Raw genomic sequence first — 22,112 nt, 5'->3', positions numbered from 1 at the left:
ATTATGGCCATTGTTCCAAGAAAACAGTTGACTGGTAAACAAAAAGTGGCGATTCTCTTGGTCAGTCTAGGTCCAGAGATCGCTGCGCCCATTCTTAAAAAACTGAGTGAAGAGGAAATCGAGGATTTGACTTTAGAGATTGCGACGCTGGAGAAGGTCCCTCCCGAGATCCGAGAAGAGGTGATCAGTGAATTTTATCACTTAGCTGTGGCGCAGCAGTATATTTCTCAGGGAGGCATTGATTACGCTCGACAGCTTCTAGAAAAAGCTCTGGGACCCCACAAAGCCCAGGAAATTATTGCTCGCTTGTCGGCAAGCTTAGAGGTTACCCCTTTTGAGGCCCTGAGGCGCGCTGATCCTCTGCAGCTTCTGAATTTTATTCAGGGTGAACACCCCCAAACCATTGCGCTCATCCTTTCTTATCTCAAGCCTGAACAATCTGCAGTGATTATGGGAAACCTTCCGGAAAGTGTAAGGGGGGAGGTAGCTATGCGCATTGCGCTCATGGAACGGACATCTCCAGAGATTATCCGTCAAATCGAATCGGTTCTAGAACGAAAAATTTCGAGTTTTCTAGCGCAGGACTTTACCCGTATCAGCGGGAGAAAGAAACTCATCGAAATTCTCAATAAAAGCGATCGGGGAACGGAAAAGAGTATTTTAGAGGCTCTCGAGGAGAAGGATCCCGGTCTTGCCGAAGAAATTAAATCAGAAATGTTTGTTTTTGAAGACATTGTACTTCTTGATGACCGGGCGATACAGCTGGTGCTCCGGCAGGTCGATATGAAGGACCTGGCTTTGGCGCTCAAAGGATCTTCGCAGGAAGTGCAAGAGAAGATCTTCCGCAACATGTCACAGCGAGCCTCTCAGATGCTCAAGGAAGACATGGATTATATGGGACCGGTTCGGGCCCGGGTGGTCAACGAAGCACAGCAAAAAATTGTCAATATCATTCGACGTTTGGAAGAGACCGGAGAAATTGTCATTGCACGTGGAGGGGAGGACGAGGTGATTGTCTAATCTCTATAAGCGGGTTTGTCTGGTACCAATCTCAGTTTTGGTGGGAGAAAGTGCTAAGGAGGAGCATTGGCCTACTCGGGAACAGGATGGCGAGGGAGAAGAACTGCAGAAGGAGCGAGAAAGGATCATAGCCCAGGCGGAGCTTGAGGCAAGGGAACTTTTGGCTCGGGCTCAGAATGCAGCCGAAGCAATAAAGAGCGAGGCTTGGGAAGAAGGATGGAAAAAGGGTTTGCAAGAAGGGCGAGAGGCGGGAAAAGAAGAGATACGGAAAATTTTTGACCAAAAAATCGTAGTCTGGGAGAAGTGGTTAGCTGCGATTCGAGAAAGTCGTGCTGAGATTCTCGTAAATCTTGGAGAACCAATTCTGGAATTTTCGTTTGCTTTGGCAAGAAAAATTATCGGAAGAGAAATAGAGAGAGAGCCATTTATCGAAGCGATTGTGGAGCGGGCATTGCAGAAATTGAGTAACCGAGAAAGGGTCCTGGTGCGAGTGAATCGGAATGACTATGTGAGGATCAAGGAGATGAAAGAAGAATTACTCCGAAGGATTGATGGCCTCGGATACCTTGAAATTCAGGAAGACCCGCGGGTTGAAGAGGGAGGGTGTATTGTAGAGACGGTTTTTGGCAACATTGATGCTCAGATAGAAACCCAGTTATTAAACCTTCGCGAAGAACTTTTGAAGGTGGTGCGAGAGGAAAACCATGATTGACCTCAGGAAGCTCACGCAAAAAATTGAAGACCTTGATCCCTTGCGCCTGAACGGAAAGGTTTTGCAGTCAGTGGGTGTGGTGGTTGAAGCACAGGGACCTGCGTGTCGGGTGGGGGAAATCTGTAAAATTCGTTCCCTGGATGGGGAGAACGAGGTTCTGGCAGAGGTGGTTGGTTTTCGGGGTGAGAGAACACTTCTTATGCCCTTGGGCGAGAAGAACGGTATTGAGATGGGTAGTGAAGTCATTGCTCTGGGAAAACGGGGTAAGATAAAGGTAGGAGAGGGATTTTTGGGGAGAGTGTTCGACGCCCTGGGAAATCCCATCGATGGAAAAGGTCCTGTGGAGGGAGAGGCTGAGTATCCTCTGGATAACGAGCCGCCTTCACCCTTAGAGCGAAAAAGGATTCGGGAAGTGCTTCCTCTGGGTATTAAAGCCATTGATGGTATTCTCACCTGTGGAAAGGGGCAGAGAGTAGGGATCTTTGCCGGGAGTGGCGTAGGAAAAAGCACGCTTCTTGGAATGATTGCCCGGCATGCGCAGAGTGAAGTGAACGTGATTGCCCTGGTTGGAGAACGGGGCCGAGAAGTCAAGGAGTTTATCGAACGGGATTTGCAGGAAGAGGGAATGAAAAAAAGCTGTGTGATCGTGGCCACTTCTGATAAAGCCCCTTTGTTGCGAATTAAAGCGGCTTTTTGCGCGACGGCTCTTGCTGAGTATTTCCGAGACCAGGGCAGGGACGTCCTTTTCATGATGGATTCGGTCACCCGGTTGGCCATGGCCCAAAGGGAGTTGGGGTTGGCGGTAGGAGAACCACCAACCACCCGGGGATACACACCTTCAGTATTCGCACTCCTTCCGCGCCTTATGGAGCGAACCGGGACTTCTGGTGCTGGCACAATCACCGCATTGTATACCGTTCTGGTGGAGGGAGACGATATGAACGATCCCATTGCTGATACAGCTCGTTCTATCCTTGATGGACATATTGTTCTCTCCCGAAAGCTTTCTTTTGAGGGTCACTATCCGGCCATTGACATTCTTCAGAGTGTGAGTCGTCTGATGCCTGATATCACCGAGGAGGCACACCAACATTTAGCGCAACGGTTGCGGGAGATTCTGGCGGTGTACCGAGAAGCAGAGGACCTGGTGAATATCGGGGCATATGAACGAGGTTCGAATCCCCGCATTGATTATGCGCTGTCTATGATTGAGAGAGTCAAGGCTTTTTTGCGTCAGGGGATTGGAGAGTATTTCTCTTTTGAGGACACGTTGCGTGAACTTTTCGAGCTTTTTGGGGAGGTTAAGGCGTGAAGGAATTTCAGTTTCGGCTTCAAAAGGTGCTGGATACTTGCAAACTCAAAGAGAATCTCATCGAAGTAAGGTTGGCAGAATTGGAGAAACTGGCTGAAACCCAGAGGGTAAATCTTGCACTGATAGAGCAGAGGCGGGGAGAAATCGTCTTGGAACGAGGAGAAAGAAGGAATAATGGTGCTTCGCTCAAAATCGAAGAGGAAATGCTTTACGAGCGATGCCTTGAAGATCTGGAAATGAAGGTGGAAAAGATAAAAGTGTACATTAAGCAATTAGAAGAACAAATTCGTCGTACCCGAGAAGAACTGGTGGCGGCAGCGATAGAGAGAAAGGTGGTAGAAAAAGTGAAAGAAAAGCAAAAGGAGGAATTCACCTTAGAGGTGACCAGAAATGACCAGAAAGCTCTGGATGAGATTGCAGTTCAGAATTATGTAAGGAGGTAGTGATGGATTTATCTCGGGTTCAGAGGGTACTTGCTCGCATTGGGGAAATTGAAGGACGATTTGCTCTGCGAAAGCGTACCATTTCCGCCAAAACTGATGCGGTTTCTCTTGATACCTCTTCTCAGGAATCCTTTGAAAATCTCGTTGAAGAGTACGCTCGGAAATACGAGATCGATCCAAAGCTGGTTAAAAGGCTGGTGAAGGTGGAATCTGGATTTGATGCGAAAGCAGTCTCGCCCAAGGGGGCTATGGGACTCATGCAACTCATGCCTGAAACCTGTAGCGATCTGGGAGTGGAGAATCCCTTTGATGTCCGAGAGAACCTGGAGGGGGGATTGCGATATCTGAAAGGTTTGATAGAGCAATTTCAGGATGTCAAATTGGCTATAGCGGCTTATAACGCCGGTCCGGGGCGGGTGAAAGAATATGGAGGGGTTCCACCCTTTCCCGAGACACAACAGTTTGTGAAAAAAGTACTAGGAGGGTAGCCAATGGCCGTTACTGGGGAAGCGGTTAAAGCGAGTCCGAAAAAGAAACCCCGTATTGCCCAGGAAAAAAATAGAAGTGACTTTGTTTCATCAACAACGACTGGAAAATCAGTTCCCCCTCGTCACGGTACTGGGGAAGTTGTGATGTATCTTCTCATTTTTGGTTTAGTTTCGGTTCTCTTTCTCAATTTTATGGGGATCATAGAGGTGCCCTTTTTGCAGTTTTTACGACTAGAGGGAAAAACTGCTCCTTCTCAGACTGCTCTTCCTGAAAGTTTGCCATCCCAAGCGAAGGACGAAGTAGCTCTCTATCAGGGACCTCAGCTTGAATTGATCAACACTCCAAACGCTTCTCCTCTTACTGGTAAGCTGGGAGGGAACGAGATGGAATCTGTTCAAATCGTCAACGATGGGATGGAGGTCGTGGTAGAGAGCGAACGCGCATTGGAAGCATTCCCGATTCAAGAAACTACTTCTCCTGTGCAAGAAGAGTCTGGTGGAAAGACGGTTTCTACCCCGGAGAACGTGTACCGCATCGCTAAAATCTATTCGGCTATGGAGCCCCAGGAAGCGGTTCAAATCTTGGAGAAACTTTCTGATGAGGAGGTGATGGTAATCCTTGCAGTGATGAAAGAAAGACAAGTGGCGGAGATCTTGAAGGCGTTTCCGGTAGAAAGAGCTGTGGAGATTGCTCGTAAGATGATGAAAGGAAGGTGAGAGTATGGAAGGCCTATTTGTTTTTCCGGGACTCGTTGAAGCTGGGCAAAATAGAAGCGGTGTCTCATTTTCTCAAGAAGGGCAAGTTTCTTTAAAAAGTGGTGATGTCAGTATTGACTTTGACCAGCTTCTTAAAGACAGTGTGAAAAGGGTTGAAAAGGGGTTGTGGGATATTCCCATCTATCCAGCAAGGAGTTGTGGAAGTAAAAATGGAACACAGGATGTGGAACCCTGCTCTTTTTCTTCTGCTCCCGTGGCAACCGGACTTTCCTGTTCTTCAAATTGTTCCTCTGTTTCTCTCGCGAACTGTTCGTCCCTGGAGAGTCTTGCTCCAAATTTTGACCTTAGCTCGGTGAGGGAAGGGATTGGGCAATTTCTGGAAAATCTGGAAGCCATCAACCTTAGCCTTAATCTTGGTGCGAAGGGGATGGTGCAAATCCAAGGGGCTCGAGACGAGAATGGAGAATTTACCTTTCAAATTCAAGGCAGCAAAGATGCGCTGACCGAGCTTTTTACTGTGTTTTTTGGCTATCTTGCCACCATGGTGCAGAGTAAAGACGAGGTGCAGCATGCTTCTCAGGACTGCTCTTTTTCTTGTAACCCGAATGCCAAGTTATCTTGCGATGAGAACGGTAATTTCTCCTCTGTCAGTATTGTTTTCCCTTACAACTTCTCCGTCGGGACTACGGTTGAAGAAGGTGAAAATGGTGAGGAAATAGAACATGGCGGAGTGGTAGAAAATAACGTGGAAACCGAGAGCAACGTGGAGACAGAAACTCTTCCTCCTGTGATTACAACAAAAGAAGGAGAAGTGAATATAAGATTAGAGGATGGTGCCCTTTTCGATATAACTCAGGCTGAAGTTCCAGCTGATGAAACGCAGGAAATGAATGTTGATTCTTTGGTGATGGCGTCAGGTAACGAGGAAACAGTGCGGGACAAGACAGAAACAAAGGAAAAGTCTTCGGATACGACGAAAGGATTCACGTCGTTAGGGGATGGGATGAATGCTTCAAAAGTAAACAAGGTTTCTCCCGAGAGCGAAACCATTGCGGTTTCGAATTTCACCGATGCGACTCAGGTGGAAAAGATTTTTGACCAAATTCTTCGTTTTGCGTCTCGAGGGAGTGGTTCCAAAGAAGTGGTGATTAAGTTGCAACCCGAGTCTCTGGGCTCAATTGTGGTTCACCTTAAGGAAGACACCAATCGCCTGCAGTGTATATGGGAAATTGCCGATACTAGAACACGTGAACTTGTTCAAAGAAGTCTTCCGCTTTTAGAGGCTCGCTTGCAGGGACAGGGTTTTACCTTTGAGAATTTCTGGGGTGGAGGTAACCAGGAACAGTTTAACTGGCAACGTTCTTCGGCTTGGGTTTTGGGAGGTGTATCGGATGTTATGAGAGAAACCACTGAGGAGGATGCTTCGATGGTTACGGCGGATTACCGGGTTAATTTTCTGGCGTAGGAGGGAAAGCCATGATGGTTTCTTCTATCCCCCAAAGTGATAAGGTGGAAAACCATTCTGAAACAACTGAGAAAAAGAACGTTCTGGGTAAAGACGATTTCTTAAAACTTTTGATCTTGCAGTTGAGAACCCAGAATCCCTTGAATCCCATGAACGATCGCGATTTTGGTGCGCAGTTGGCTCAGTTTAGCACTCTAGAAGCTACCCAGAATATGGAAAGGACCATGCAAAACCTATTTCTTCTCCAGGCGAGTTCTCTGGTGGGAAAAACGGTTGAGCTTCGGGATGGTACAGGTGGCCCGGTGGACAGAGTGATCCTGGGTGGCAGCGTCCTAACCATTGAAGTAAACGGGACGGAATACCCGTTTTCCGATGTGGTAAAGGTGGGATGACCAGGTGATGGAGAAGATTGGTGGTTTTCGATCACCGGAAGTTGGAAATGAGACCCTTACTCCCCTGCGTAGGAATACCTTCAGGGAGAATAGCGGAGAGAAATGTTTTGAGCAAACCCTTCGGGAGGAAGAGCTCAAGTTTTCTGTCCATGCCCAAAAACGAATTCAGGAAAGGTCTCTGGTGTTTGATCAGAAGACTATGGTGTCTCTTCGGGAAAGCTTGAAAGTATTGGAGAATAAGGGGGCTCGAAACTCCCTGGTTATGGTGGGGAATACTGCTTTTGTGGTCAATGTACCGAACCGGCTTGTGGTAACCTGTTTTGACCACGATGCAGGTAAAGAGAGTGTGTTTACCAATATCGATTCGGCGGTTATTATTTAATTCTGGAGCTGGACCGCTTGGCGGGAGCTCCGTAAAGGAGGCCAAATAGCCATGATGAGATCGCTGTTTGCTGGGGTTTCAGGGCTGAAAAATCATCAGACTCAGATGGACGTTATCGGAAACAATATCGCCAACGTCAATACGGTTGCGTTTAAGGCCAGTCGAGTAACTTTCGAGGACATTTTGAGTCAGACTTTGGAGGGTGCCCGGAGTCCGGTTGCGGGTGGGACTGGAGGTGTCAACCCTACCCAGGTTGGATTAGGAATGAAAATCTCAAGTGTCGATACCATTTTTACCGCGGGGAGTTTGCAAACCACGGATAACCCGACCGACCTGGCTATTCAGGGAGATGGATTTTTTGTAGTGAGCGATGGGAGTCTAACGTACTATACCCGGGATGGCTCCTTTAGTATGTCGGCTGATGGTTCGCTGGTGACCTCCGGAGGATACCGGCTTCAAGGGTGGCTTGCAGATAGCGATGGTAATATTGATACGACGCAGGCTTTGCAAAATGTGGCGATTCCAGTTGGGACTCAGATGAAGCCAAAGGCGACCGGGAATATCCTCTTTGAGGGAAACCTGGATGCAAATTTTACCAACGGTGCGACCTGGACGACCAATACCCAAGTCTATGATTCTCTAGGTAATGCGCATAACTTGGTGGTGGTTTTCACCAAAAACGGACAAAACACCTGGGACTGGGAAGCGACCCTGGATGGAACCCAGAGCGGTGGAACTGGAACAATCACATTTGGGACCAATGGGTTAGTGAGCGCTGGAGGGGCAGGAAGCTTGAATTTTACCATTCCCGGGGCGAATGCACTCAATGTCGCCGTGGATTTTTCTCGCATGACCCAATTTGGGGGCACCCCGACGGCGTACGTCAGCCTCCAGGACGGCTATGAAGCAGGGAGTCTTGAAACTGTGAGCGTTGACTCTGGTGGAATTATTACCGGTATTTTCACCAATGGCCAGTCCAAAGCCCTGGGTCAAGTTGCTCTGGCTACTTTTCCGAACCCGGCAGGACTGACCAAAATGGGAGGAAACCTCTACCAGATTTCCAATAATTCCGGTGCACCCAATATTGGAGCGGCAAATTCTGGTGGAAGGGGAAGTATCGCCGTGGGTGCTCTGGAAATGTCGAATGTAAACCTTGCTCAAGAATTCACCAACATGATCGTTACCCAGAGGGGATTCCAGGCCAACTCCAGGGTGATCACCACGTCTGATGAAATGCTCCAGGAACTTATCAATCTCAAGAGATAGGAGGTTATGTACCCCCCACCCTCTGGGTGGGGGGTAAAAAGGTCATGATTCGTTTAACTCGGTTTAATGGTTCGGTGTTTGTGCTCAATGCGGATTTGATTGAGATGCTGGAAGCCACGCCTGATACGGTGATTACTTTAGTTACAGGGAAAAAATATGTGGTTCGGGAATCGGTGGAAGAAATTATTGAGAAAATCACCGATTTTCGGAAAAAGAGTGGAGGGGGAAGAATTATGATTTCCAGGGTGGATAAGGAAACGGAGGAATGATGCGATGGACAAGGCGACATTGATTGGACTTGGTTTGGGTATGATGATGATTCTTTTCGGTCTTTTCTCTTCCGCTGGTGGCAATTTTATGATGTTTGTGAACTTTCCTTCAGTACTCATCACCGTCGGTGGAGCCGTGGCTTCAACGTTGATTAGCTTTCGCTTCGAACAGGTTATGAAAGCCATGCAGCTTTTCCAAATTGCCATGCGGGAGAAACTACCTACACCACAGGAAATTGTGGGAACTCTGGTTTCTCTGGCAGAAAAAGCTCGTAAAGAAGGACTCCTGGCTTTGGAAGAGGAAGCCGAACGAGTACAGGATCCGTTTTTCCGCAGGGGTATTCAACTCGTGGTTGATGGTACCGATCCCCAGCTACTCAAGAGTATTCTCGAAACCGAGCTTCTATTTTTGCAGGAACGTCATAAGGCGGGAAGAGGAATTTTTGAAGCTATGGCTTCGTATGCTCCGGCTTTTGGGCTCATCGGGACTCTGGTGGGTCTTGTAGCGATGCTGGTGAATCTCGATGACCCTAAGAAAGTGGGTCCGGGGATGGCGGTGGCGATGTTGACTACGCTCTATGGGGCGATCATTGCCAATGCTTTTTGCCTCCCCATTGCCAGTAAACTCAAATTGCGGAGTGGTGAGGAAGTTTTGCTGAAAGAGGTTATCATTGAAGGAATTCTTTCTATTCAGGCTGGTGATAATCCCCGCATTGTTGAGGAAAAGTTGAAATCTTTCTTCCCACCTGAAGTACGCGAAGCCCTGGAGAAGGAAAAAGAGGGTCAGGAAAGAATCATCCCCCTCCGACAAGAAACCAAAGAAGCGTGAGGTGAGAGACGATGCCTGTGAAAAGAGAAGAGGAAACACCTCCTGGGGCACCGTTGTGGGCCTTGTCGTATGGAGATTTTATGTCGCTTCTTTTATGTACTTTTGTTCTTCTTTTTGCGTTTTCTACCATTGATGTGGCTCGTTTCAAGGAAGTGATTTTCTCTTTACAGGGAGCGTTGGGCGTTTTATCGGGTGGTCCGAGGGTGCTCATGCCTTCCGAACTTCCTGTTCCTCGCCCTCCATCTCAGATCAGCCCTTCCACGGTGGTACCAATGAAACTGGCTGGTCTCATGAAAGAAATTGAAAGAAAATTGGTGAAAGAGGGACGGATCGAAAAAGATAAGGTGAGTTTTAAAATCGATGAGCGGGGTTTGGTGATCACCTTCCTTGATAATGTCTTCTTCGATCTGGGTAAGGCCGATTTACGGACCGAGATGTTTCCGGTGCTTGGCGCTCTGGCTGAAAGCTTGCGAGCAATTGATAATCACATACGTATCGAGGGGCATACCTGTAATCTACCTATTAACACCCCTCGTTTTCCTTCCAATTGGGAATTGTCGGCAGCTCGAGCTATTGCCGTTTTACGCTATTTTATTGAAAAAGAAGGCATTTCTCCTCAACGCCTAATTGCTGTGGGGTATGGAGAGTACCGACCTCTAGTGCCGAATGATAACGAAGAGAACAGACGCAAAAACCGTCGGGTGGAGATCGTCGTATTGAGAGATTAGGAGGAAAGAGACCATGGCTGATGAAAAAGAGGCAACGAGTCAAGAAACCGGCAAAAAGCGTTCTCCTTTTAAAATGTTGATCGTGGTTTTGGTGATAGCCATGGTGGGATTTATGGCTTTTAACTACCTTAAACAGAGCGGATTTCTCTTCAAGAAATCTACTGAAACGACCCAGGAAGTGAAGCGAAAGGGTGAGGAAAGTATTTATGTTTTCGAGGGTAATTTTCTGGTCAATCTGCTGGATCCCGACAACCCCCGGTATTTGAAACTAGTACTGGGAGTGGGGTTTTCGGATAAAAAGGTCGAAAGTGAAATCAAAAAGAAAAATGTGGAACTTCGTGATGCCATTATCATGGTGACCAGTGCCCAGACCTTTGAGGAATTGGCAAAACCAGAGGGCAAAGAACGTCTGAAAAATTTAATTCTGAATCAGATTAACGGTATTCTGACCACTGGTCAGGTGGAAAGGGTCTATTTCCTCGATTTTGTCATTCAGTAATGGGTGGGTGATATGAAAGAAATTCTTTCTCAGGAAGAAATTGATGCGCTGCTAAAAGCTTTGAGCACGGGAGATATCGAGGCCGATACGATTGGAAAGGAAACGAAAAAGGAAGTCCGTTTTAAGATTTATGACTTCCGTCGCCCAGAGAAATTTTCCAAGGATCAGCTCCGTACTTTTCATATGATCTTTACCACGTTTGTGCGGTTGGCTTCCACGAGTCTTGCCGGATTCTTGCGTAGCCGATTGCAAATGAACTTAATTTCGATTGACCAGTTAACGTACGATGAGTTTGTACGGTCAGTTCCAAATCCCACCTTTGTCTGCGTTTTTTCAATTCATCCTCTGGAAGGGCAGTGTATTTTGCAAATTGGTCTGGATGTTGTGTTTCCCATGATTGATAAGTTGATGGGTGGTATTGGTGACGATTTACCTACTCCTCGTCCGCTCACCGAGATTGAGAGTAAAATTATTCTAGAAATCGTGGAACGGATTATGGGAGCTATGAAAGAGTCCTGGATTAATATCTATCATATTGAGCCTCGGGTGGAGACGCTCGAATCGAATCTGGAGTTTGTACGGATTGTTTCGGGAAACGATATGGTCATTCTTTTCAGTTTTGAAGTGGAAATTGGCAATAAAACTGGTATGATGACTATCTGTATCCCCTATATCGTGGTCGAGCCTATTGCCCAGAAACTCAGTGCTTCACTCTGGTTTGCCAGTAAAAAAACGCACGATCCAGCGATTCAGGCCAACCTCACCAAAAGGTTGGAAAAAGTTGTGCTCCCTCTTCGGGTGGAACTGGGAAAAACTCGTCTCAGTATGCGGGAACTTTTGAATCTGGAAATCGGTGACGTGATCGTGCTCGATAAAAAGATTGAGGAACCGCTAGGAATTTTTGTAGGAAAAAATCTGAAAATGCGAGGAATGTCAGGTAGGCTGGGGAAAAGTTTGGCCGTCCGAATTATAGAACTCTTGGAGGAGGATTAAAATGGAAGAAATTTTACGACCTGAGGAAAAAGATGTTATTGGTGAGCTGGGTAATATTTCTATGGCTTCTGCAGCTACTGCTTTAAGCGGTCTTTTGAGAAAAAGAGTAGAAATTACCGTTCCGGAGGTAGAGTTGGTTCATCTCGAAGACGTAGGAACGCTCTTTCCTGAGAAGCACCTCCTGGTGAAAGTTGTGTATCAGGAAGGGTTTGCAGGTGACAATATTCTTTTGGTTAAAGAAGACGATGCGCGCATCATGGTCAGCCTGATGATGGGAGGAGACGGAAAAGAAGGATTACCGGAAACCCTGGGAGAACTGGAAGCTAGCGCTATTGGGGAGGCTATGAATCAGATGATGGGTTCGGCGTCTACGGCTATGTCGGAGTTTTTAAACCTCCGGATTTCCATTTCACCTCCAGCGGTTTTCTTTGAAGAAGTTGAAAAATTGGAAGAAGAATGGTTGCAGAAACAGGATCGGTACGTGGTCAAAGTGATGTGTCGTCTGGTAGTGGAAGAAGTCATCGATAGTTATATGATCCAACTCCTGCCGTTCTATTTTGTTCGAGAAATCACCGCAACCCTTTTGCCGCCTCCTGTAGTGGAATTATCGGAAGAAAAGAACGATAAAGAAGAACCGGTGAATACGTTGCGAATGGAAAGAGATTTAGAGGAAAAATCCCGGAAAAGGGTGGAAGCTCGTCCAGTGGAGTTTGCCGAGTTTAAAAAGAAGGAAGAACCTTCTTCCCAGGTTAATCTGGAACTCCTACTTGATGTGACATTACCTCTTGTGGTAGAACTGGGGAGGGTCAGGCTTTCAATTCAGGAAATTTTGGAACTTGGGCCGGGGTCGATTGTGGAACTTGATAAATTGGCCGGTGAGCCTGCTGATCTCTATGTCAATGATGTGCTTTTCGCTCGGGGAGAAGTGGTGGTTATTGAGGAAAACTTTGGCATTCGCATTACCGAGATTGTGAGTCCTGAAGAACGAGTGAGGAGCTTAAAAGAGGCTCGTGCATGAGAAAGATTGTTGCTTTTCTTGCCGTTTTTTGGTGGTCAGGTAATGCAGTCTGGGCACAAGAAGAGTTAAATTTGCCGGAAGTCGAACCTTCGGTGACGTTTCAAGGTGGAGTCGGAATTTTGCGTTTTGTTTTGGCCTTTTTGCTCATCATCGCTATTCTGTGGACTCTTTTCTTTTTGATGAAGAAATTTGCCGGACAAGGTGTTCGTGCTGTCTCGTCCAGGTACATGCGCATTGTCGACGTTTTACCGGTTCGGGGGAATCTTTACTTTTATCTTGTCCAGGTGGGAGAACGAATTGTGATGGTGGTTCAGAGTGGGACGGCTGTGCGAGAAATCATGGAATGCCACCAGGATGACCTGGTTGAAAATTCTCCTGCTCAAACTTTTTCCACTTACCTCGACGTCTTTTTTCGGAGAAAGACTCATGAGGGAAAGAAAACGGAATAGAAATATGATTTTCCCCCTCCTTTTCATAGGGGTATTTTTTCTTTTGGGGGCATCTGGATTTTCTCTCCATGCCCAGGAGATTCCCTTTCCTTTATTGACTCTGCCTCGGATTACTGTGGAACCCCAAGCATCGGATAGCCCAAAAGATTTCACCTTGTCTCTCCAGATTATTCTTCTTCTGACGATTTTGAGTCTGGCTCCGGCGATTCTTATCATGGTGACCTCATTCACCAGGGTGGTGGTGGTTCTGGCTTTTGTGCGCAATGCCCTGGGTTCGGCTCAGATTCCTCCCACGCCGGTTCTCATCGGTCTTGCACTCTTTCTCACGTTTTTCATCATGGCGCCGGTGTTGGGAAGAATCAATCAGGAAGTTTTGACCCCGTATTTAGAGGGAAATATGGACCAGACTGAAGCGTTCAACAGGGGGACAGAAATTTTACGGGAATTCATGTTTCGTCAAACTCAGGAAAAGGACCTGGCGTTAATGGTTTCTCTGGCAAAACTTCCCCGACCTCGCACTAGGGTTGATATCCCGACTCACGTGCTGATTCCTGCTTTTATTTTGAGTGAACTCAAGATTGCTTTTACCTTGGGATTCCTCATTTATGTTCCCTTTCTGGTCATTGATATGGTGGTGGCGAGTGTGTTGATGTCGATGGGGATGATGATGCTCCCTCCGGTGTTGATTTCTCTTCCTTTTAAGATTCTCCTTTTTGTTCTGGTTGATGGATGGGAACTCATTACTCGAGGTATTGTTTTGAGTGTCCGGTGAGGCGAGAGAATGGGTGAAGAACTCTTTCTGGAAGTTGGGCGGGAAGTCCTGTTGGTGGTTTTAAAAATCGGTGTACCCATCCTCGGAGCGACGCTTGTGGTGGGAATTCTGGTCAGCGTTTTTCAGGCTGTTACCCAGGTACATGAGTTGACCCTTACCTTTGTCCCAAAAATCTTAGTGGTGATTCTGATCCTGATTCTCCTTGGTCCCTGGATGGTGAGGACGCTGCTTGATTTTGTTATCCAGCTCTTCTGGAATCTTCCTTCTTTTGTGCGGTGACCGAGCTTCTTTATTTTTCTTTTTATCCGTTTCTTCTGGTGTGGATACGGATACTGGGGCTTTTTCTGACTGCTCCAGTTTTTAACAGTCGTGTTATTCCAGTTTTAGCCAAACTCGGTTTTTCTTTCCTGCTTGGTATTATCATTTTCCCCACGCTCAATGCTCCTCAGGTTGTGGTCCAGGGAACCGGAACCTATGTTTTATCGCTTATGGCAGAACTTTTACTCGGTATCGCCCTTGGTTTTGTGACGAACCTCATTTTCTCGGCCATTCAGATTGCTGGGGAAATCATCGATTTTCAGATGGGTTTTAGCTACGTGAATGTGGTTGATCCGCTTTCCAATTTGGGTTCTTCGGTCATGGGACAATTCTACCTTATGGTCGCGTTATTATATTATCTGGGGATTGGGGGACATTACCTTGCTTTACAAGGTATTGCGTATTCTTTTCAGACGATTCCTTTGGGAAGATTTACTTTGGAAGCCGAAATGTTTCCCTCTTTTCTTGCTCTCCTCAAAGAAGTGATGATCATCGCTTTACAACTTGGTGCTCCGGTCATTGGGGCTCTTTTCCTGGCCAATTTTACTCTGGCCATTATTTCTCGAGCCATTCCCCAGATGAATGTTTTTATCGTGGGTTTGCCCCTCAACATTGGCGTGGGATTCTTGATGAGCTTGATGACATTGCCGTACCTTTTCCCCTTTTTAGAACGGATTGTGGAACTTTTTCTGCGCGGCTTTTTCCGGATTTTCGCTCTCCCCTAATTTTTGGCATGTATTTTTATCTCAAACTTGCAGAGTAAAAGGTGTGGAGCTGTAAAAATGCCCTTACAGGAGAAAACCGAAGCTCCGACTCCAAAAAAACGAGCGGAATTGCGTAAAAGGGGACAGGTTCCTATCAGTGTCGATTTTGCCAATGGTTTCCATTTTTTGGTCCTTTTCTCGTTTCTTGCTTTTGGTGGTTCTTCGCTGGCGTCTCAGGTGGCGGAGTTTGCTCGCTCGACGTGGGCGGCAAAACTCCCCGCAGAGGATACCTTGTCCTGGGCTTTGGAGGTGATAAAGCAGGCTGTGGCCTCGGTCATACGGATTGTTGCCCCGGTGGTCTTCATTGGCATGGGAGTTGGTCTTTTCTTGGGATTTCTCCAGTCGGGTTTCTTGATATCTTTTGAAAAGCTGAAACCAAAATTTGATTACGTGAATCCTATACGGGGACTGGGAAGGCTTTTTTCGTTACGAACCGGAATGGAATTCCTTAAGGTCTCGCTCAAAGCAGGATTAGGAGTGTTCATTGCCTATACCGTCCTTCGGGGGAACTTGCCGGTTTTGAGCAATCTCACCGAAATGGAAATTGGTGATGCGTTAGGGATAGTGGGAAATTTAACCCGAAGAGTGGGATTTACCTTAGGAGGGCTATTTCTGGGTATTGGGTTTTTTGACTTTTTTTATCAACGATTTGAATATGAACGAAGTATTCGTATGACGAAAGAAGAATTGAAAGAGGAGTATAAACAAACCGAGGGTGATCCGATTGTGAAATCGCGTATTCGCTCCCGACAGCGGGAGATCGCCCGACGCCGTATGATGCAGGGAGTACCCAAGGCTCAGGTGGTGGTTACAAACCCGGTGCATATCGCTTGCGCGTTGCGGTACGAACGAGGTGTCATGCGGGCACCGGTTTTGGTGGCTAAAGGAAAGCGACTGATTGCGGAAAAAATCAAAGAAGTTGCTCGTCAGCATGGCGTTCCTGTTGTGGAAAATAAAAAAGTTGCTTGGGAATTGTTTCGCCATTGTGAAATAGGACAGGAAATTCCGGGATTTCTCTATCGAGCGGTGGCGGAGATTCTCGCTTTTGTGTATCGTCTGGAGCAGAAAGTAAGGAGGAAATAGTGCCGTGAACGAGAACTTAATCCGGATGTTGGAGCGAGGAGAAAAGAATAGCGATTTTCTCTTTGCCTTTCTTTTCATCGTGATCCTCATCATGATGGTTATTCCTCTTCCGCCTATGCTGGTTGATTTTCTCTTAAGTTGTAATATTGCCCTTGCGGTTATGATTCTTCTTGCCACCACCTATATCACCAATCCTCTTCAGTTTTCGGTTTTCCCTTCGCTTCTCCTTTTCACCACTCTTTTTCGATTAGCCCTGAATGTTTCTACCACTCGCCTTATTCTTTTGCGTGGCTATGCTGGAAAACTGATTGCTGCCTTTGGAACCTTCGTGGTGGGTGGGAATTACATCGTCGGTTTCATCATTTTTCTCATCCTGGTTATTATTCAGTTTGTGGTCATTACCAATGGTGCTGGGCGGATTGCAGAAGTCGCTGCCAGGTTCACTCTGGACTCCATGCCGGGGAAGCAAATGAGCATTGATGCTGACCTTAACGCTGGTCTTATCGACGATAAGGAAGCACGTCGGCGACGTCGGGAAATCGAGCGCCAGGCAGATTTTTATGGAGCCATGGATGGAGCCAGTAAATTTGTCCGGGGTGATGCGATTGCTGGCCTCATTATCACCATGATCAATTTCTTGGGCGGTATTGTGGTGGGAGCGCTACAAAGGGGATTAAATGTTCAGGAGGCACTCCAGACCTATGCTCTCCTTACGGTCGGTGACGGGCTGGTGGCTCAGATTCCAGCGTTGCTCATTTCTACGGCTAGTGGCCTCATCGTCACCAGAGCTGCCAGTGAAGAGAACCTGGGTCAGGATGTTTCTCGAGAATTAATGCAGGTACCACGGGCGGTATTACTCACGGCTTTACTCCTTCTCTTCTTGGGCATGATTCCCGGGCTTCCCAAAATCCCATTTATGCTGTTAAGTCTTGGTGCCGGAATCTTTGCCTATATGAGGCGCGAGAAAAAACCAGAAACGGAAATCGAAGCTGAAATGCCCAAGGAAGAGTTACCCAAGACACCCGAGGAAATCGCTCGTCTTATTGAAGTGAACCCGGTAGAGCTGGAAATTGGTTACGGTCTTGTACACCTCTTTGATGTGAAGGAAGGTGGAGCACTTTTAGATCGGATTACGCAGATGCGAATTAACTTGGCCCGAGAAAAGGGTTTGATTGTACCCCCGATTCGGGTAAGGGATAATCTGCGTTTGCGTCCCAACGAGTACGTGGTGAAAATTCGAGGGATTGACGTTGCCAAGGGTGAAATTTTACCTCATCACTATCTGGCCATTCATCCTCAAGGCGAAAGTACGCCCATCGAGGGAATCGCCACTCGAGAACCAGCTTTTAACCTTCCGGCATACTGGGTGAATGAAAGGCAGAAAGAAAATGCTGAAATCGCCGGATTCACTCTGGTTGATGCTGAGTCCGTTCTGGTGACCCATCTTTCTGAAGTGATTAAATCGCACGCGGCTGAGCTCTTAACCAGGCAAGAAGTTCAGCTTCTCATCGAGCAGGTTAAAAAGACTGACCAGGCGGTGGTTGACGAACTTATCCCACAGGCAATGTCGATTGGAGAGATTCAAAAGGTTCTCCAGAATCTTTTGGTGGAAAACGTTCCCATTAAAGATCTTCCTTTGATTCTGGAAGCGCTGGCTGATGCGGTTCACCAGGTAAAAAGTATTGAAGAGTTGACAGAAGTGGTGCGCAGAAAATTGGGCCGAGCTATCTGTAAGCAATATCTGACTGAAGACGAACGTCTTCACGCTTTAACGCTGGATACGCCTCTTGAGCAGTACTTTCAGCGGGTTTTTACTCGGGAAGAGAACCTTGATCCGCAGCTTTTCCGAGTGATTCTCAACAATTTGAGTGGTAATGTGGAGAGGATGGTCAGTATGGGATATTTTCCGGTTTTAGTGGTTCCTGGTAAAATAAGGAGAAGTTTGCGTAGTCTCCTTGGGGGGTACATGCCTCAACTCGTGATTTTGGCCATGGAAGAGGTGCCCCGTGAGCTGGAGTTGAAAGTTGAAGGAGTCGTAAAGGGCGGTTGACGAAAATGGAAAAGGATCGGATTTTTAAGGTGAATCGCCGGTTGAATGTGGGCCTCAAAAAGAAAGACGAAGATGGTCAGGAAAGAACCGTCTATTATTCCAGTCGTATTGAAGCCGTTGATAAGCAGGAGGTGTGGATTGCCACACCTCAGGAAAAAGGTGTTCTAGTGCCGGTGAGTGTTGGGGAAGAACTGGAGGTGTACCTGGTAAGCGAGAATGAAGTTTTTTATTTTCGATGTCGAGTGAAAAATCGGGTCAAGAAGGGTAATATTGCCTATCTTATTTTAAACATGCCCCAGGAAGTAATTCGCAAGCAGAGAAGGGAGTATGTACGGTTTAACGTGGCCTTACCGGTTCTATTAAAGAAGGGCGACAAAACGCTGGAAGCGACAACCAAAAACGTGAGTGGTGGTGGAATGTTAGTGCATCTCGACGATAAGAAGAACTCTCTTGAGGTTCAAGAAGAAGTTTTTTTCTGCCTGCAAATGAATGGAGGGGAAATAATTGGAAAAGCAGAGGTGGTGCGCAGAGATGAACCACATCTTTATGGATTTCGTTTTACTACCATTTCGGATAAGGATCGGGAAGAAATTGTCCGGTACATTTTTAAACAGCAGGTTGAACTGAGGAAGAAAGGGCTTTTAAAGCGATGAATAAAATTAAAGTGATGATTGTCGATGACTCCAGCTTTATGCGCAAAATGGTTGGTGATATTTTGGAAAGTGACCCCGGGATTGAGGTCGTTGCCAAGTGCAGCAATGGTGTGGAAGCACTCGAAAGACTTCGGTCGGTTACTCCTGATGTCATTCTGCTTGACGTGGAGATGCCCCGAATGGATGGTCTAAAATTTTTGGAAGAAGCACTTCAGCGAAGGCCTGAGCGAGTGGTCATGCTCAGTGCGCTGACCCAAGTGGGGAGTGAAACTACCGTTCTTGCCCTGGAGAAAGGAGCGATTGATTTCATTTCCAAGCCTTCGGGAAGCATTTCTCTGGATATCGAAAAGAAGAAAGACGAAATCATCCAGAAAATCAAAGCGGTGAGTCAGGTTTCTCTTGATCGACTCAAGAAGTATGTTGCAGGAAGCAAAGTGACGGAGAAGAGCGCTGTAAAGAGAGAGGAAAAGCGAGAATGTGAAAAGCTCGTTTTTGTTGCTTCTTCAACTGGAGGTCCTAAGGCGTTGCAGACGCTGGTTCGAAATTTGAGTCCTTTGAAAAATAGTGGATTGATTTTTGTGCAACATATGCCCAGTGGTTTTACGAAAAGCCTTGCGGAGCGGTTGAGTGAGATGGCTCCGTTACCTATCAGAGAGGCAGAAGAAGGGGAACGACTGATGGTCAATAGAGGAGTTATGGCCCCTGGCGGTAAGCATCTTCTGGTGGATAAGGACAAAAAGGTAGTACTCGGTGATGATCCCCCGGTTAAAGGCTTGAAGCCTTGTGCGGATATTTCACTTTTTTCAGCCGTGAAGGCGTTTGGAAAGAATATTTTGGCAGTGGTTCTCACTGGCATGGGAAAAGATGCTATGGAGGGATGCCGACTGGTGCGTCAGGAAGGGGGAATGGTGATTGCTCAAGATGAAGCAAGTTCCCTGATTTTTGGTATGCCCCGGGCAGTCATTGAGGAAGGATTGGCCAACCTTGTACTTCCCTTAGAAGAGATTGGAGAAGCGATTGTAGAGTGGGACGTCAACCAGCATTTTTCTGAGAGGGAACGCTGATGGAAAAGGAGGACATCCTCTATTTACGAGAGGTTGTGTTGCGGAGAACAGGTATCGACCTCTCGTTCTATAAAGAAACGCAACTTCGGAGACGCCTGCAGTTCATCATGCTCAGGGCTGGCGCGCAGAATGTTAAGGAGTACGCGCTTTTGCTGGAGAACGATCCCAAAATTTTGGAAGATTTTAAAAATCGTTTTGCAATCAATGTTTCTGAGTTTTTCCGGAACCCGGAACGCTTTGAAGACCTGCGCACGAAAGTGTTACCGGAAATCATTGCTGCCTCTGGCCCCATTCTCAAAATTTGGAGTGCGGGATGTTCGGTGGGAAGTGAGCCGTATTCCATCGCCATTGTCCTTGAAGAACTGAAACGTAAAAAGCTATACCATATATGGGCAACCGATATTGATGACGATGCGCTGCGTCAAGCCAAAGAGGGTGTGTATTCTGAAGCATATTTTCAGAGTATTCCTCCAGAGTATCTGGATAAATATTTCGTGAAGCAGGATGGAAGTTTCGCCGTTATTGCTCATCTCAAAAAGCGGATTGCCTTTGCCAAACACGACCTTTTAAGGGACGAAGTTCAGGGAACATTTGACCTCGTTGTTTGTCGGAACGTGGTGATTTATTTTGAGGAAGAGGCCAAAAAGATTGCTTTTGCTAAGATGAGTCAAGCGTTAAAAAAGGGTGGGTATTTATGGATTGGGAGTACGGAACGCATTCCGGATCCATCTTCTTTTGGTTTACAGTATGCCCTTCCCTTTTTTTACCGAAAGGTGTAGGAGGTGAAGGATGGATCTTTCTTTTGAGGGTCTAAATGAAATACAGCTTGACGCCCTGCGAGAGGTTGGTAACATCGGAGCAGGGAATGCAGCAACTGCTCTCTCCAAAATGGTCGGAAAGAGGGTGATGATGGATGTTCCTCTGGTCCGTCTCATTCCCTTGAAGGAGGTTCCAGACTGGTTGGGTGGGCCAGAGCAGGAAGTTCTTGGGGTTTATCTCAGCATGTTTGGGGCAGTGAATGGACATATCCTTTTTGTGATGACCATCGATGATGCTTTGAAAATCATGCACATTCTTTTGGGAGAGCTGACTCCCAGTCGGGAACAGATTCTAGAAATGGATGAGATTGCCTCTTCAGCTATGGGAGAAATTGGCAATATTCTGTCCTCTTCATACCTTGCTGCTTTAGCTGATTTTACCGGGCTTGATTTGAATCATTCTGTTCCGGCGATTGCGGTGGACATGGCCGGTGCCATTGTGGATGTCGTGCTGATTGAAATTTCCAAACGAGGTGATTATGCACTGCTTATCGAGACCGAATTTGTCGAAGAGGAAGACAAGATTAAGGGGTATTTTATGCTGATTCCGGATACCGGGTCTTTAGAGATTATTTTGCGGGCTATAGGAGTTGTGGGCGATGTATAGAAAAAGAAACGTGGGAATGGCTGAGTGTGCGGTGAGCAAAGATCCGGAAGAAGTATTGTGCGTCTTAGGTTTGGGTTCCTGTGTTGGCCTTTGTCTTTATGACGAATTAAAAGGTGTGGCGGGAATGGTTCATATTCTCCTTCCGGAAAAGATCGCTGGTCAACAGAACCCTTTTAAATTTGCCGATACGGCGCTTCCAGCTCTGATAAAGGAACTTGAGAAGGCAGGTGCCAAAACCAAGAATCTCCTGGCCAAGGTTTCCGGGGGAGCGAAAATGTTTTCGGGTTCAGATTCGCTTTTCGATATTGGACAGCGCAACGTTGAAGCAGTGAAAAATATTTTGAAAGAATTGAAGATTCCACTCCAGGGTGAAGACACCGGAGGAAGCCGGGGGCGGAGTATCTTTTTTTATGTGGAGAATGGAAAACTGGAAGTCAAAATTCTGGGTCAAGATATCAAGGTGATTTGAGTGGATTACTCCAGAAAGGGTTTAGCGCGTCTTTTTGCGCTTTTGGTGACTTGGATTGTGGTTGGGGCCTACGTTGTTTTTGGATTTTTGCGGCGTTTGAGCCTCTTTGCCATAGCTTGGCGGATTTTATTGCTCTTTCTGGTGGTTTATACATTGGTTTTTTACTATGCGCTCTGGGTTGTCTCTCAGGGAGGAATAGAGGAAGAGGGAAAAGTGAACCATGATGAATCTGGCGAAAACCAGTAGAGATTTGGAAGAATTGTGGGAGGCTTTCCTAGAAAAGCGAGATTCCAAGGCTCGAGCGAAACTCGCCGAGAACTACCTGTATCTGGTGAAGGTGGTTCTAGGGAGAATGTTGTCACAATTGCCGTCTCATCTTGAACGGGGAGACCTTGAACAGGTCGGTGTTATCGGACTTTTACAAGCTCTGGATCGTTTTCAACCAGGGCGAGGAGCCCGGTTTGAGACCTATGCCCTTTCGCGTATTCGGGGAGCGATACTGGATTATTTGAGAAGTCTCGACCCCTTGACT

The 22,112-nt window shown here is 46.8% G+C and carries 29 protein-coding genes; all 29 read left to right on the top strand.

The window, feature by feature from the left end; genetic code table 11:
• Positions 1 to 3: 3 nt before the first annotated feature.
• A complete protein-coding gene (gene fliG, locus ABDK92_07075; protein MEN3186383.1) occupies positions 4 to 1,020 on the top strand; it encodes a flagellar motor switch protein FliG in 1,017 nt (338 codons plus the stop codon).
• Entirely contained in the window at positions 1,013 to 1,732 is a 720-nt protein-coding gene (locus ABDK92_07070; GenBank protein ID MEN3186382.1) for a FliH/SctL family protein, read from the top strand. The genes fliG and ABDK92_07070 overlap by 8 nt, the downstream gene beginning before the upstream one ends.
• The gene (gene fliI / locus ABDK92_07065; GenBank protein ID MEN3186381.1) at positions 1,725 to 3,044 is read left to right on the top strand and encodes a flagellar protein export ATPase FliI; all 1,320 of its coding nucleotides are present in this window, start codon (positions 1,725 to 1,727) and stop codon (positions 3,042 to 3,044) included. The genes ABDK92_07070 and fliI overlap by 8 nt, the downstream gene beginning before the upstream one ends.
• Entirely contained in the window at positions 3,041 to 3,487 is a 447-nt protein-coding gene (gene fliJ, locus ABDK92_07060; protein ID MEN3186380.1) for a flagellar export protein FliJ, read from the top strand. Before fliI ends, fliJ begins: the two co-directional genes overlap by 4 nt.
• Before the next feature lie 2 nt (positions 3,488 to 3,489).
• A complete protein-coding gene (locus ABDK92_07055) occupies positions 3,490 to 3,975 on the top strand; it encodes a lytic transglycosylase domain-containing protein (GenBank protein MEN3186379.1) in 486 nt (161 codons plus the stop codon).
• 3 nt (positions 3,976 to 3,978) lie between these two features.
• On the top strand, positions 3,979 to 4,692 hold the full coding sequence (locus ABDK92_07050; GenBank protein ID MEN3186378.1) for a hypothetical protein: 714 nt from the start codon (positions 3,979 to 3,981) through the stop codon (positions 4,690 to 4,692).
• 4 nt (positions 4,693 to 4,696) lie between these two features.
• Positions 4,697 to 6,157: a flagellar hook-length control protein FliK gene (locus ABDK92_07045; GenBank protein MEN3186377.1), complete on the top strand. Its 1,461-nt coding sequence runs from the start codon at positions 4,697 to 4,699 to the stop codon at positions 6,155 to 6,157.
• A gap of 11 nt (positions 6,158 to 6,168) precedes the next feature.
• A complete protein-coding gene (locus ABDK92_07040; GenBank protein ID MEN3186376.1) occupies positions 6,169 to 6,549 on the top strand; it encodes a flagellar hook capping FlgD N-terminal domain-containing protein in 381 nt (126 codons plus the stop codon).
• Between the two features lie 7 nt (positions 6,550 to 6,556).
• Complete coding sequence (locus tag ABDK92_07035; protein ID MEN3186375.1) at positions 6,557 to 6,931, top strand: TIGR02530 family flagellar biosynthesis protein; 375 nt, start codon at positions 6,557 to 6,559, stop codon at positions 6,929 to 6,931.
• A 51-nt stretch (positions 6,932 to 6,982) separates the two neighbouring features.
• Positions 6,983 to 8,197, top strand: coding sequence for a flagellar basal-body rod protein FlgF (gene flgF / locus ABDK92_07030; GenBank protein ID MEN3186374.1), 1,215 nt, complete (start codon positions 6,983 to 6,985; stop codon positions 8,195 to 8,197).
• A 44-nt stretch (positions 8,198 to 8,241) separates the two neighbouring features.
• Entirely contained in the window at positions 8,242 to 8,466 is a 225-nt protein-coding gene (locus tag ABDK92_07025; GenBank protein MEN3186373.1) for a flagellar FlbD family protein, read from the top strand.
• 4 nt (positions 8,467 to 8,470) lie between these two features.
• Positions 8,471 to 9,295, top strand: a complete 825-nt coding sequence (locus ABDK92_07020) for a motility protein A (GenBank protein MEN3186372.1) — start codon at positions 8,471 to 8,473, stop codon at positions 9,293 to 9,295.
• 11 nt (positions 9,296 to 9,306) lie between these two features.
• Complete coding sequence (locus ABDK92_07015; protein ID MEN3186371.1) at positions 9,307 to 10,023, top strand: flagellar motor protein MotB; 717 nt, start codon at positions 9,307 to 9,309, stop codon at positions 10,021 to 10,023.
• Between the two features lie 13 nt (positions 10,024 to 10,036).
• Positions 10,037 to 10,522 carry a flagellar basal body-associated protein FliL gene (locus ABDK92_07010; GenBank protein ID MEN3186370.1) on the top strand — a complete coding sequence of 162 codons (486 nt, stop codon included), beginning with the start codon at positions 10,037 to 10,039 and terminating at the stop codon, positions 10,520 to 10,522.
• Between the two features lie 12 nt (positions 10,523 to 10,534).
• Entirely contained in the window at positions 10,535 to 11,515 is a 981-nt protein-coding gene (fliM, locus tag ABDK92_07005) for a flagellar motor switch protein FliM (protein MEN3186369.1), read from the top strand.
• A 1-nt stretch (position 11,516) separates the two neighbouring features.
• Complete coding sequence (gene fliY, locus ABDK92_07000) at positions 11,517 to 12,533, top strand: flagellar motor switch phosphatase FliY (protein MEN3186368.1); 1,017 nt, start codon at positions 11,517 to 11,519, stop codon at positions 12,531 to 12,533.
• Positions 12,530 to 12,982 carry a flagellar biosynthetic protein FliO gene (locus tag ABDK92_06995; GenBank protein MEN3186367.1) on the top strand — a complete coding sequence of 151 codons (453 nt, stop codon included), beginning with the start codon at positions 12,530 to 12,532 and terminating at the stop codon, positions 12,980 to 12,982. The genes fliY and ABDK92_06995 overlap by 4 nt, the downstream gene beginning before the upstream one ends.
• A complete protein-coding gene (gene fliP, locus ABDK92_06990; GenBank protein MEN3186366.1) occupies positions 12,960 to 13,754 on the top strand; it encodes a flagellar type III secretion system pore protein FliP in 795 nt (264 codons plus the stop codon). The genes ABDK92_06995 and fliP overlap by 23 nt, the downstream gene beginning before the upstream one ends.
• A gap of 9 nt (positions 13,755 to 13,763) precedes the next feature.
• A complete protein-coding gene (gene fliQ / locus ABDK92_06985) occupies positions 13,764 to 14,033 on the top strand; it encodes a flagellar biosynthesis protein FliQ (GenBank protein ID MEN3186365.1) in 270 nt (89 codons plus the stop codon).
• Positions 14,030 to 14,797: a flagellar biosynthetic protein FliR gene (gene fliR, locus ABDK92_06980; protein MEN3186364.1), complete on the top strand. Its 768-nt coding sequence runs from the start codon at positions 14,030 to 14,032 to the stop codon at positions 14,795 to 14,797. The genes fliQ and fliR overlap by 4 nt, the downstream gene beginning before the upstream one ends.
• Before the next feature lie 57 nt (positions 14,798 to 14,854).
• Positions 14,855 to 15,919 carry a flagellar biosynthesis protein FlhB gene (flhB, locus tag ABDK92_06975; protein MEN3186363.1) on the top strand — a complete coding sequence of 355 codons (1,065 nt, stop codon included), beginning with the start codon at positions 14,855 to 14,857 and terminating at the stop codon, positions 15,917 to 15,919.
• Positions 15,920 to 15,923: 4 nt separating this feature from the next.
• On the top strand, positions 15,924 to 17,969 hold the full coding sequence (gene flhA / locus ABDK92_06970; GenBank protein MEN3186362.1) for a flagellar biosynthesis protein FlhA: 2,046 nt from the start codon (positions 15,924 to 15,926) through the stop codon (positions 17,967 to 17,969).
• A gap of 5 nt (positions 17,970 to 17,974) precedes the next feature.
• Entirely contained in the window at positions 17,975 to 18,622 is a 648-nt protein-coding gene (locus ABDK92_06965; protein MEN3186361.1) for a flagellar brake protein, read from the top strand.
• The gene (locus ABDK92_06960) at positions 18,619 to 19,686 is read left to right on the top strand and encodes a chemotaxis response regulator protein-glutamate methylesterase (protein MEN3186360.1); all 1,068 of its coding nucleotides are present in this window, start codon (positions 18,619 to 18,621) and stop codon (positions 19,684 to 19,686) included. Before ABDK92_06965 ends, ABDK92_06960 begins: the two co-directional genes overlap by 4 nt.
• Complete coding sequence (locus ABDK92_06955; protein MEN3186359.1) at positions 19,686 to 20,465, top strand: protein-glutamate O-methyltransferase CheR; 780 nt, start codon at positions 19,686 to 19,688, stop codon at positions 20,463 to 20,465. Before ABDK92_06960 ends, ABDK92_06955 begins: the two co-directional genes overlap by 1 nt.
• 10 nt (positions 20,466 to 20,475) lie before the next feature.
• Positions 20,476 to 21,111 carry a chemotaxis protein CheC gene (locus ABDK92_06950; GenBank protein ID MEN3186358.1) on the top strand — a complete coding sequence of 212 codons (636 nt, stop codon included), beginning with the start codon at positions 20,476 to 20,478 and terminating at the stop codon, positions 21,109 to 21,111.
• Complete coding sequence (locus tag ABDK92_06945; protein MEN3186357.1) at positions 21,104 to 21,580, top strand: chemotaxis protein CheD; 477 nt, start codon at positions 21,104 to 21,106, stop codon at positions 21,578 to 21,580. The genes ABDK92_06950 and ABDK92_06945 overlap by 8 nt, the downstream gene beginning before the upstream one ends.
• Positions 21,581 to 21,826 (top strand): hypothetical protein, encoded by a 246-nt coding sequence (locus tag ABDK92_06940; GenBank protein ID MEN3186356.1) that lies wholly within the window; start codon positions 21,581 to 21,583, stop codon positions 21,824 to 21,826.
• Positions 21,801 to 22,112: sigma-70 family RNA polymerase sigma factor (locus tag ABDK92_06935; GenBank protein ID MEN3186355.1), on the top strand; the 312-nt coding region annotated here is incomplete at its 3' end. The genes ABDK92_06940 and ABDK92_06935, both read left to right, overlap by 26 nt.

This window comes from Atribacterota bacterium (assembly GCA_039638595.1).
Taxonomy (GTDB): domain Bacteria; phylum Atribacterota; class Atribacteria; order Atribacterales; family Caldatribacteriaceae; genus Profundicultor; species Profundicultor thermophilus.
Note: the sequence above shows the minus strand (reverse complement) of the source record. Positions and strands in the feature narration are given on the sequence as shown.

Bases quoted from the DNA above. Each gene is read 5' to 3' on its own strand.
- flgF (MEN3186374.1), top strand. From the start codon at position 6,983: ATGATGAGATCGCTGTTTGCTGGGGTTTCAGGGCTGAAAAATCATCAG.
- ABDK92_06995 (MEN3186367.1), top strand. From the start codon at position 12,530: ATGAGAAAGATTGTTGCTTTTCTTGCCGTTTTTTGGTGGTCAGGTAAT.
- fliQ (MEN3186365.1), top strand. From the start codon at position 13,764: ATGGGTGAAGAACTCTTTCTGGAAGTTGGGCGGGAAGTCCTGTTGGTG.
- fliM (MEN3186369.1), top strand. From the start codon at position 10,535: ATGAAAGAAATTCTTTCTCAGGAAGAAATTGATGCGCTGCTAAAAGCT.
- fliY (MEN3186368.1), top strand. From the start codon at position 11,517: ATGGAAGAAATTTTACGACCTGAGGAAAAAGATGTTATTGGTGAGCTG.
- ABDK92_06945 (MEN3186357.1), top strand. From the start codon at position 21,104: ATGTATAGAAAAAGAAACGTGGGAATGGCTGAGTGTGCGGTGAGCAAA.
- ABDK92_07040 (MEN3186376.1), top strand. From the start codon at position 6,169: ATGATGGTTTCTTCTATCCCCCAAAGTGATAAGGTGGAAAACCATTCT.
- flhB (MEN3186363.1), top strand. From the start codon at position 14,855: ATGCCCTTACAGGAGAAAACCGAAGCTCCGACTCCAAAAAAACGAGCG.
- ABDK92_07035 (MEN3186375.1), top strand. From the start codon at position 6,557: ATGGAGAAGATTGGTGGTTTTCGATCACCGGAAGTTGGAAATGAGACC.
- ABDK92_07050 (MEN3186378.1), top strand. From the start codon at position 3,979: ATGGCCGTTACTGGGGAAGCGGTTAAAGCGAGTCCGAAAAAGAAACCC.
- ABDK92_07045 (MEN3186377.1), top strand. From the start codon at position 4,697: ATGGAAGGCCTATTTGTTTTTCCGGGACTCGTTGAAGCTGGGCAAAAT.
- fliG (MEN3186383.1), top strand. From the start codon at position 4: ATGGCCATTGTTCCAAGAAAACAGTTGACTGGTAAACAAAAAGTGGCG.
- ABDK92_07025 (MEN3186373.1), top strand. From the start codon at position 8,242: ATGATTCGTTTAACTCGGTTTAATGGTTCGGTGTTTGTGCTCAATGCG.
- ABDK92_07020 (MEN3186372.1), top strand. From the start codon at position 8,471: ATGGACAAGGCGACATTGATTGGACTTGGTTTGGGTATGATGATGATT.
- ABDK92_07010 (MEN3186370.1), top strand. From the start codon at position 10,037: ATGGCTGATGAAAAAGAGGCAACGAGTCAAGAAACCGGCAAAAAGCGT.
- ABDK92_06950 (MEN3186358.1), top strand. From the start codon at position 20,476: ATGGATCTTTCTTTTGAGGGTCTAAATGAAATACAGCTTGACGCCCTG.
- fliP (MEN3186366.1), top strand. From the start codon at position 12,960: ATGAGGGAAAGAAAACGGAATAGAAATATGATTTTCCCCCTCCTTTTC.
- ABDK92_06965 (MEN3186361.1), top strand. From the start codon at position 17,975: ATGGAAAAGGATCGGATTTTTAAGGTGAATCGCCGGTTGAATGTGGGC.
- ABDK92_06960 (MEN3186360.1), top strand. From the start codon at position 18,619: ATGAATAAAATTAAAGTGATGATTGTCGATGACTCCAGCTTTATGCGC.
- ABDK92_06955 (MEN3186359.1), top strand. From the start codon at position 19,686: ATGGAAAAGGAGGACATCCTCTATTTACGAGAGGTTGTGTTGCGGAGA.
- ABDK92_07055 (MEN3186379.1), top strand. From the start codon at position 3,490: ATGGATTTATCTCGGGTTCAGAGGGTACTTGCTCGCATTGGGGAAATT.
- fliI (MEN3186381.1), top strand. From the start codon at position 1,725: ATGATTGACCTCAGGAAGCTCACGCAAAAAATTGAAGACCTTGATCCC.
- ABDK92_07015 (MEN3186371.1), top strand. From the start codon at position 9,307: ATGCCTGTGAAAAGAGAAGAGGAAACACCTCCTGGGGCACCGTTGTGG.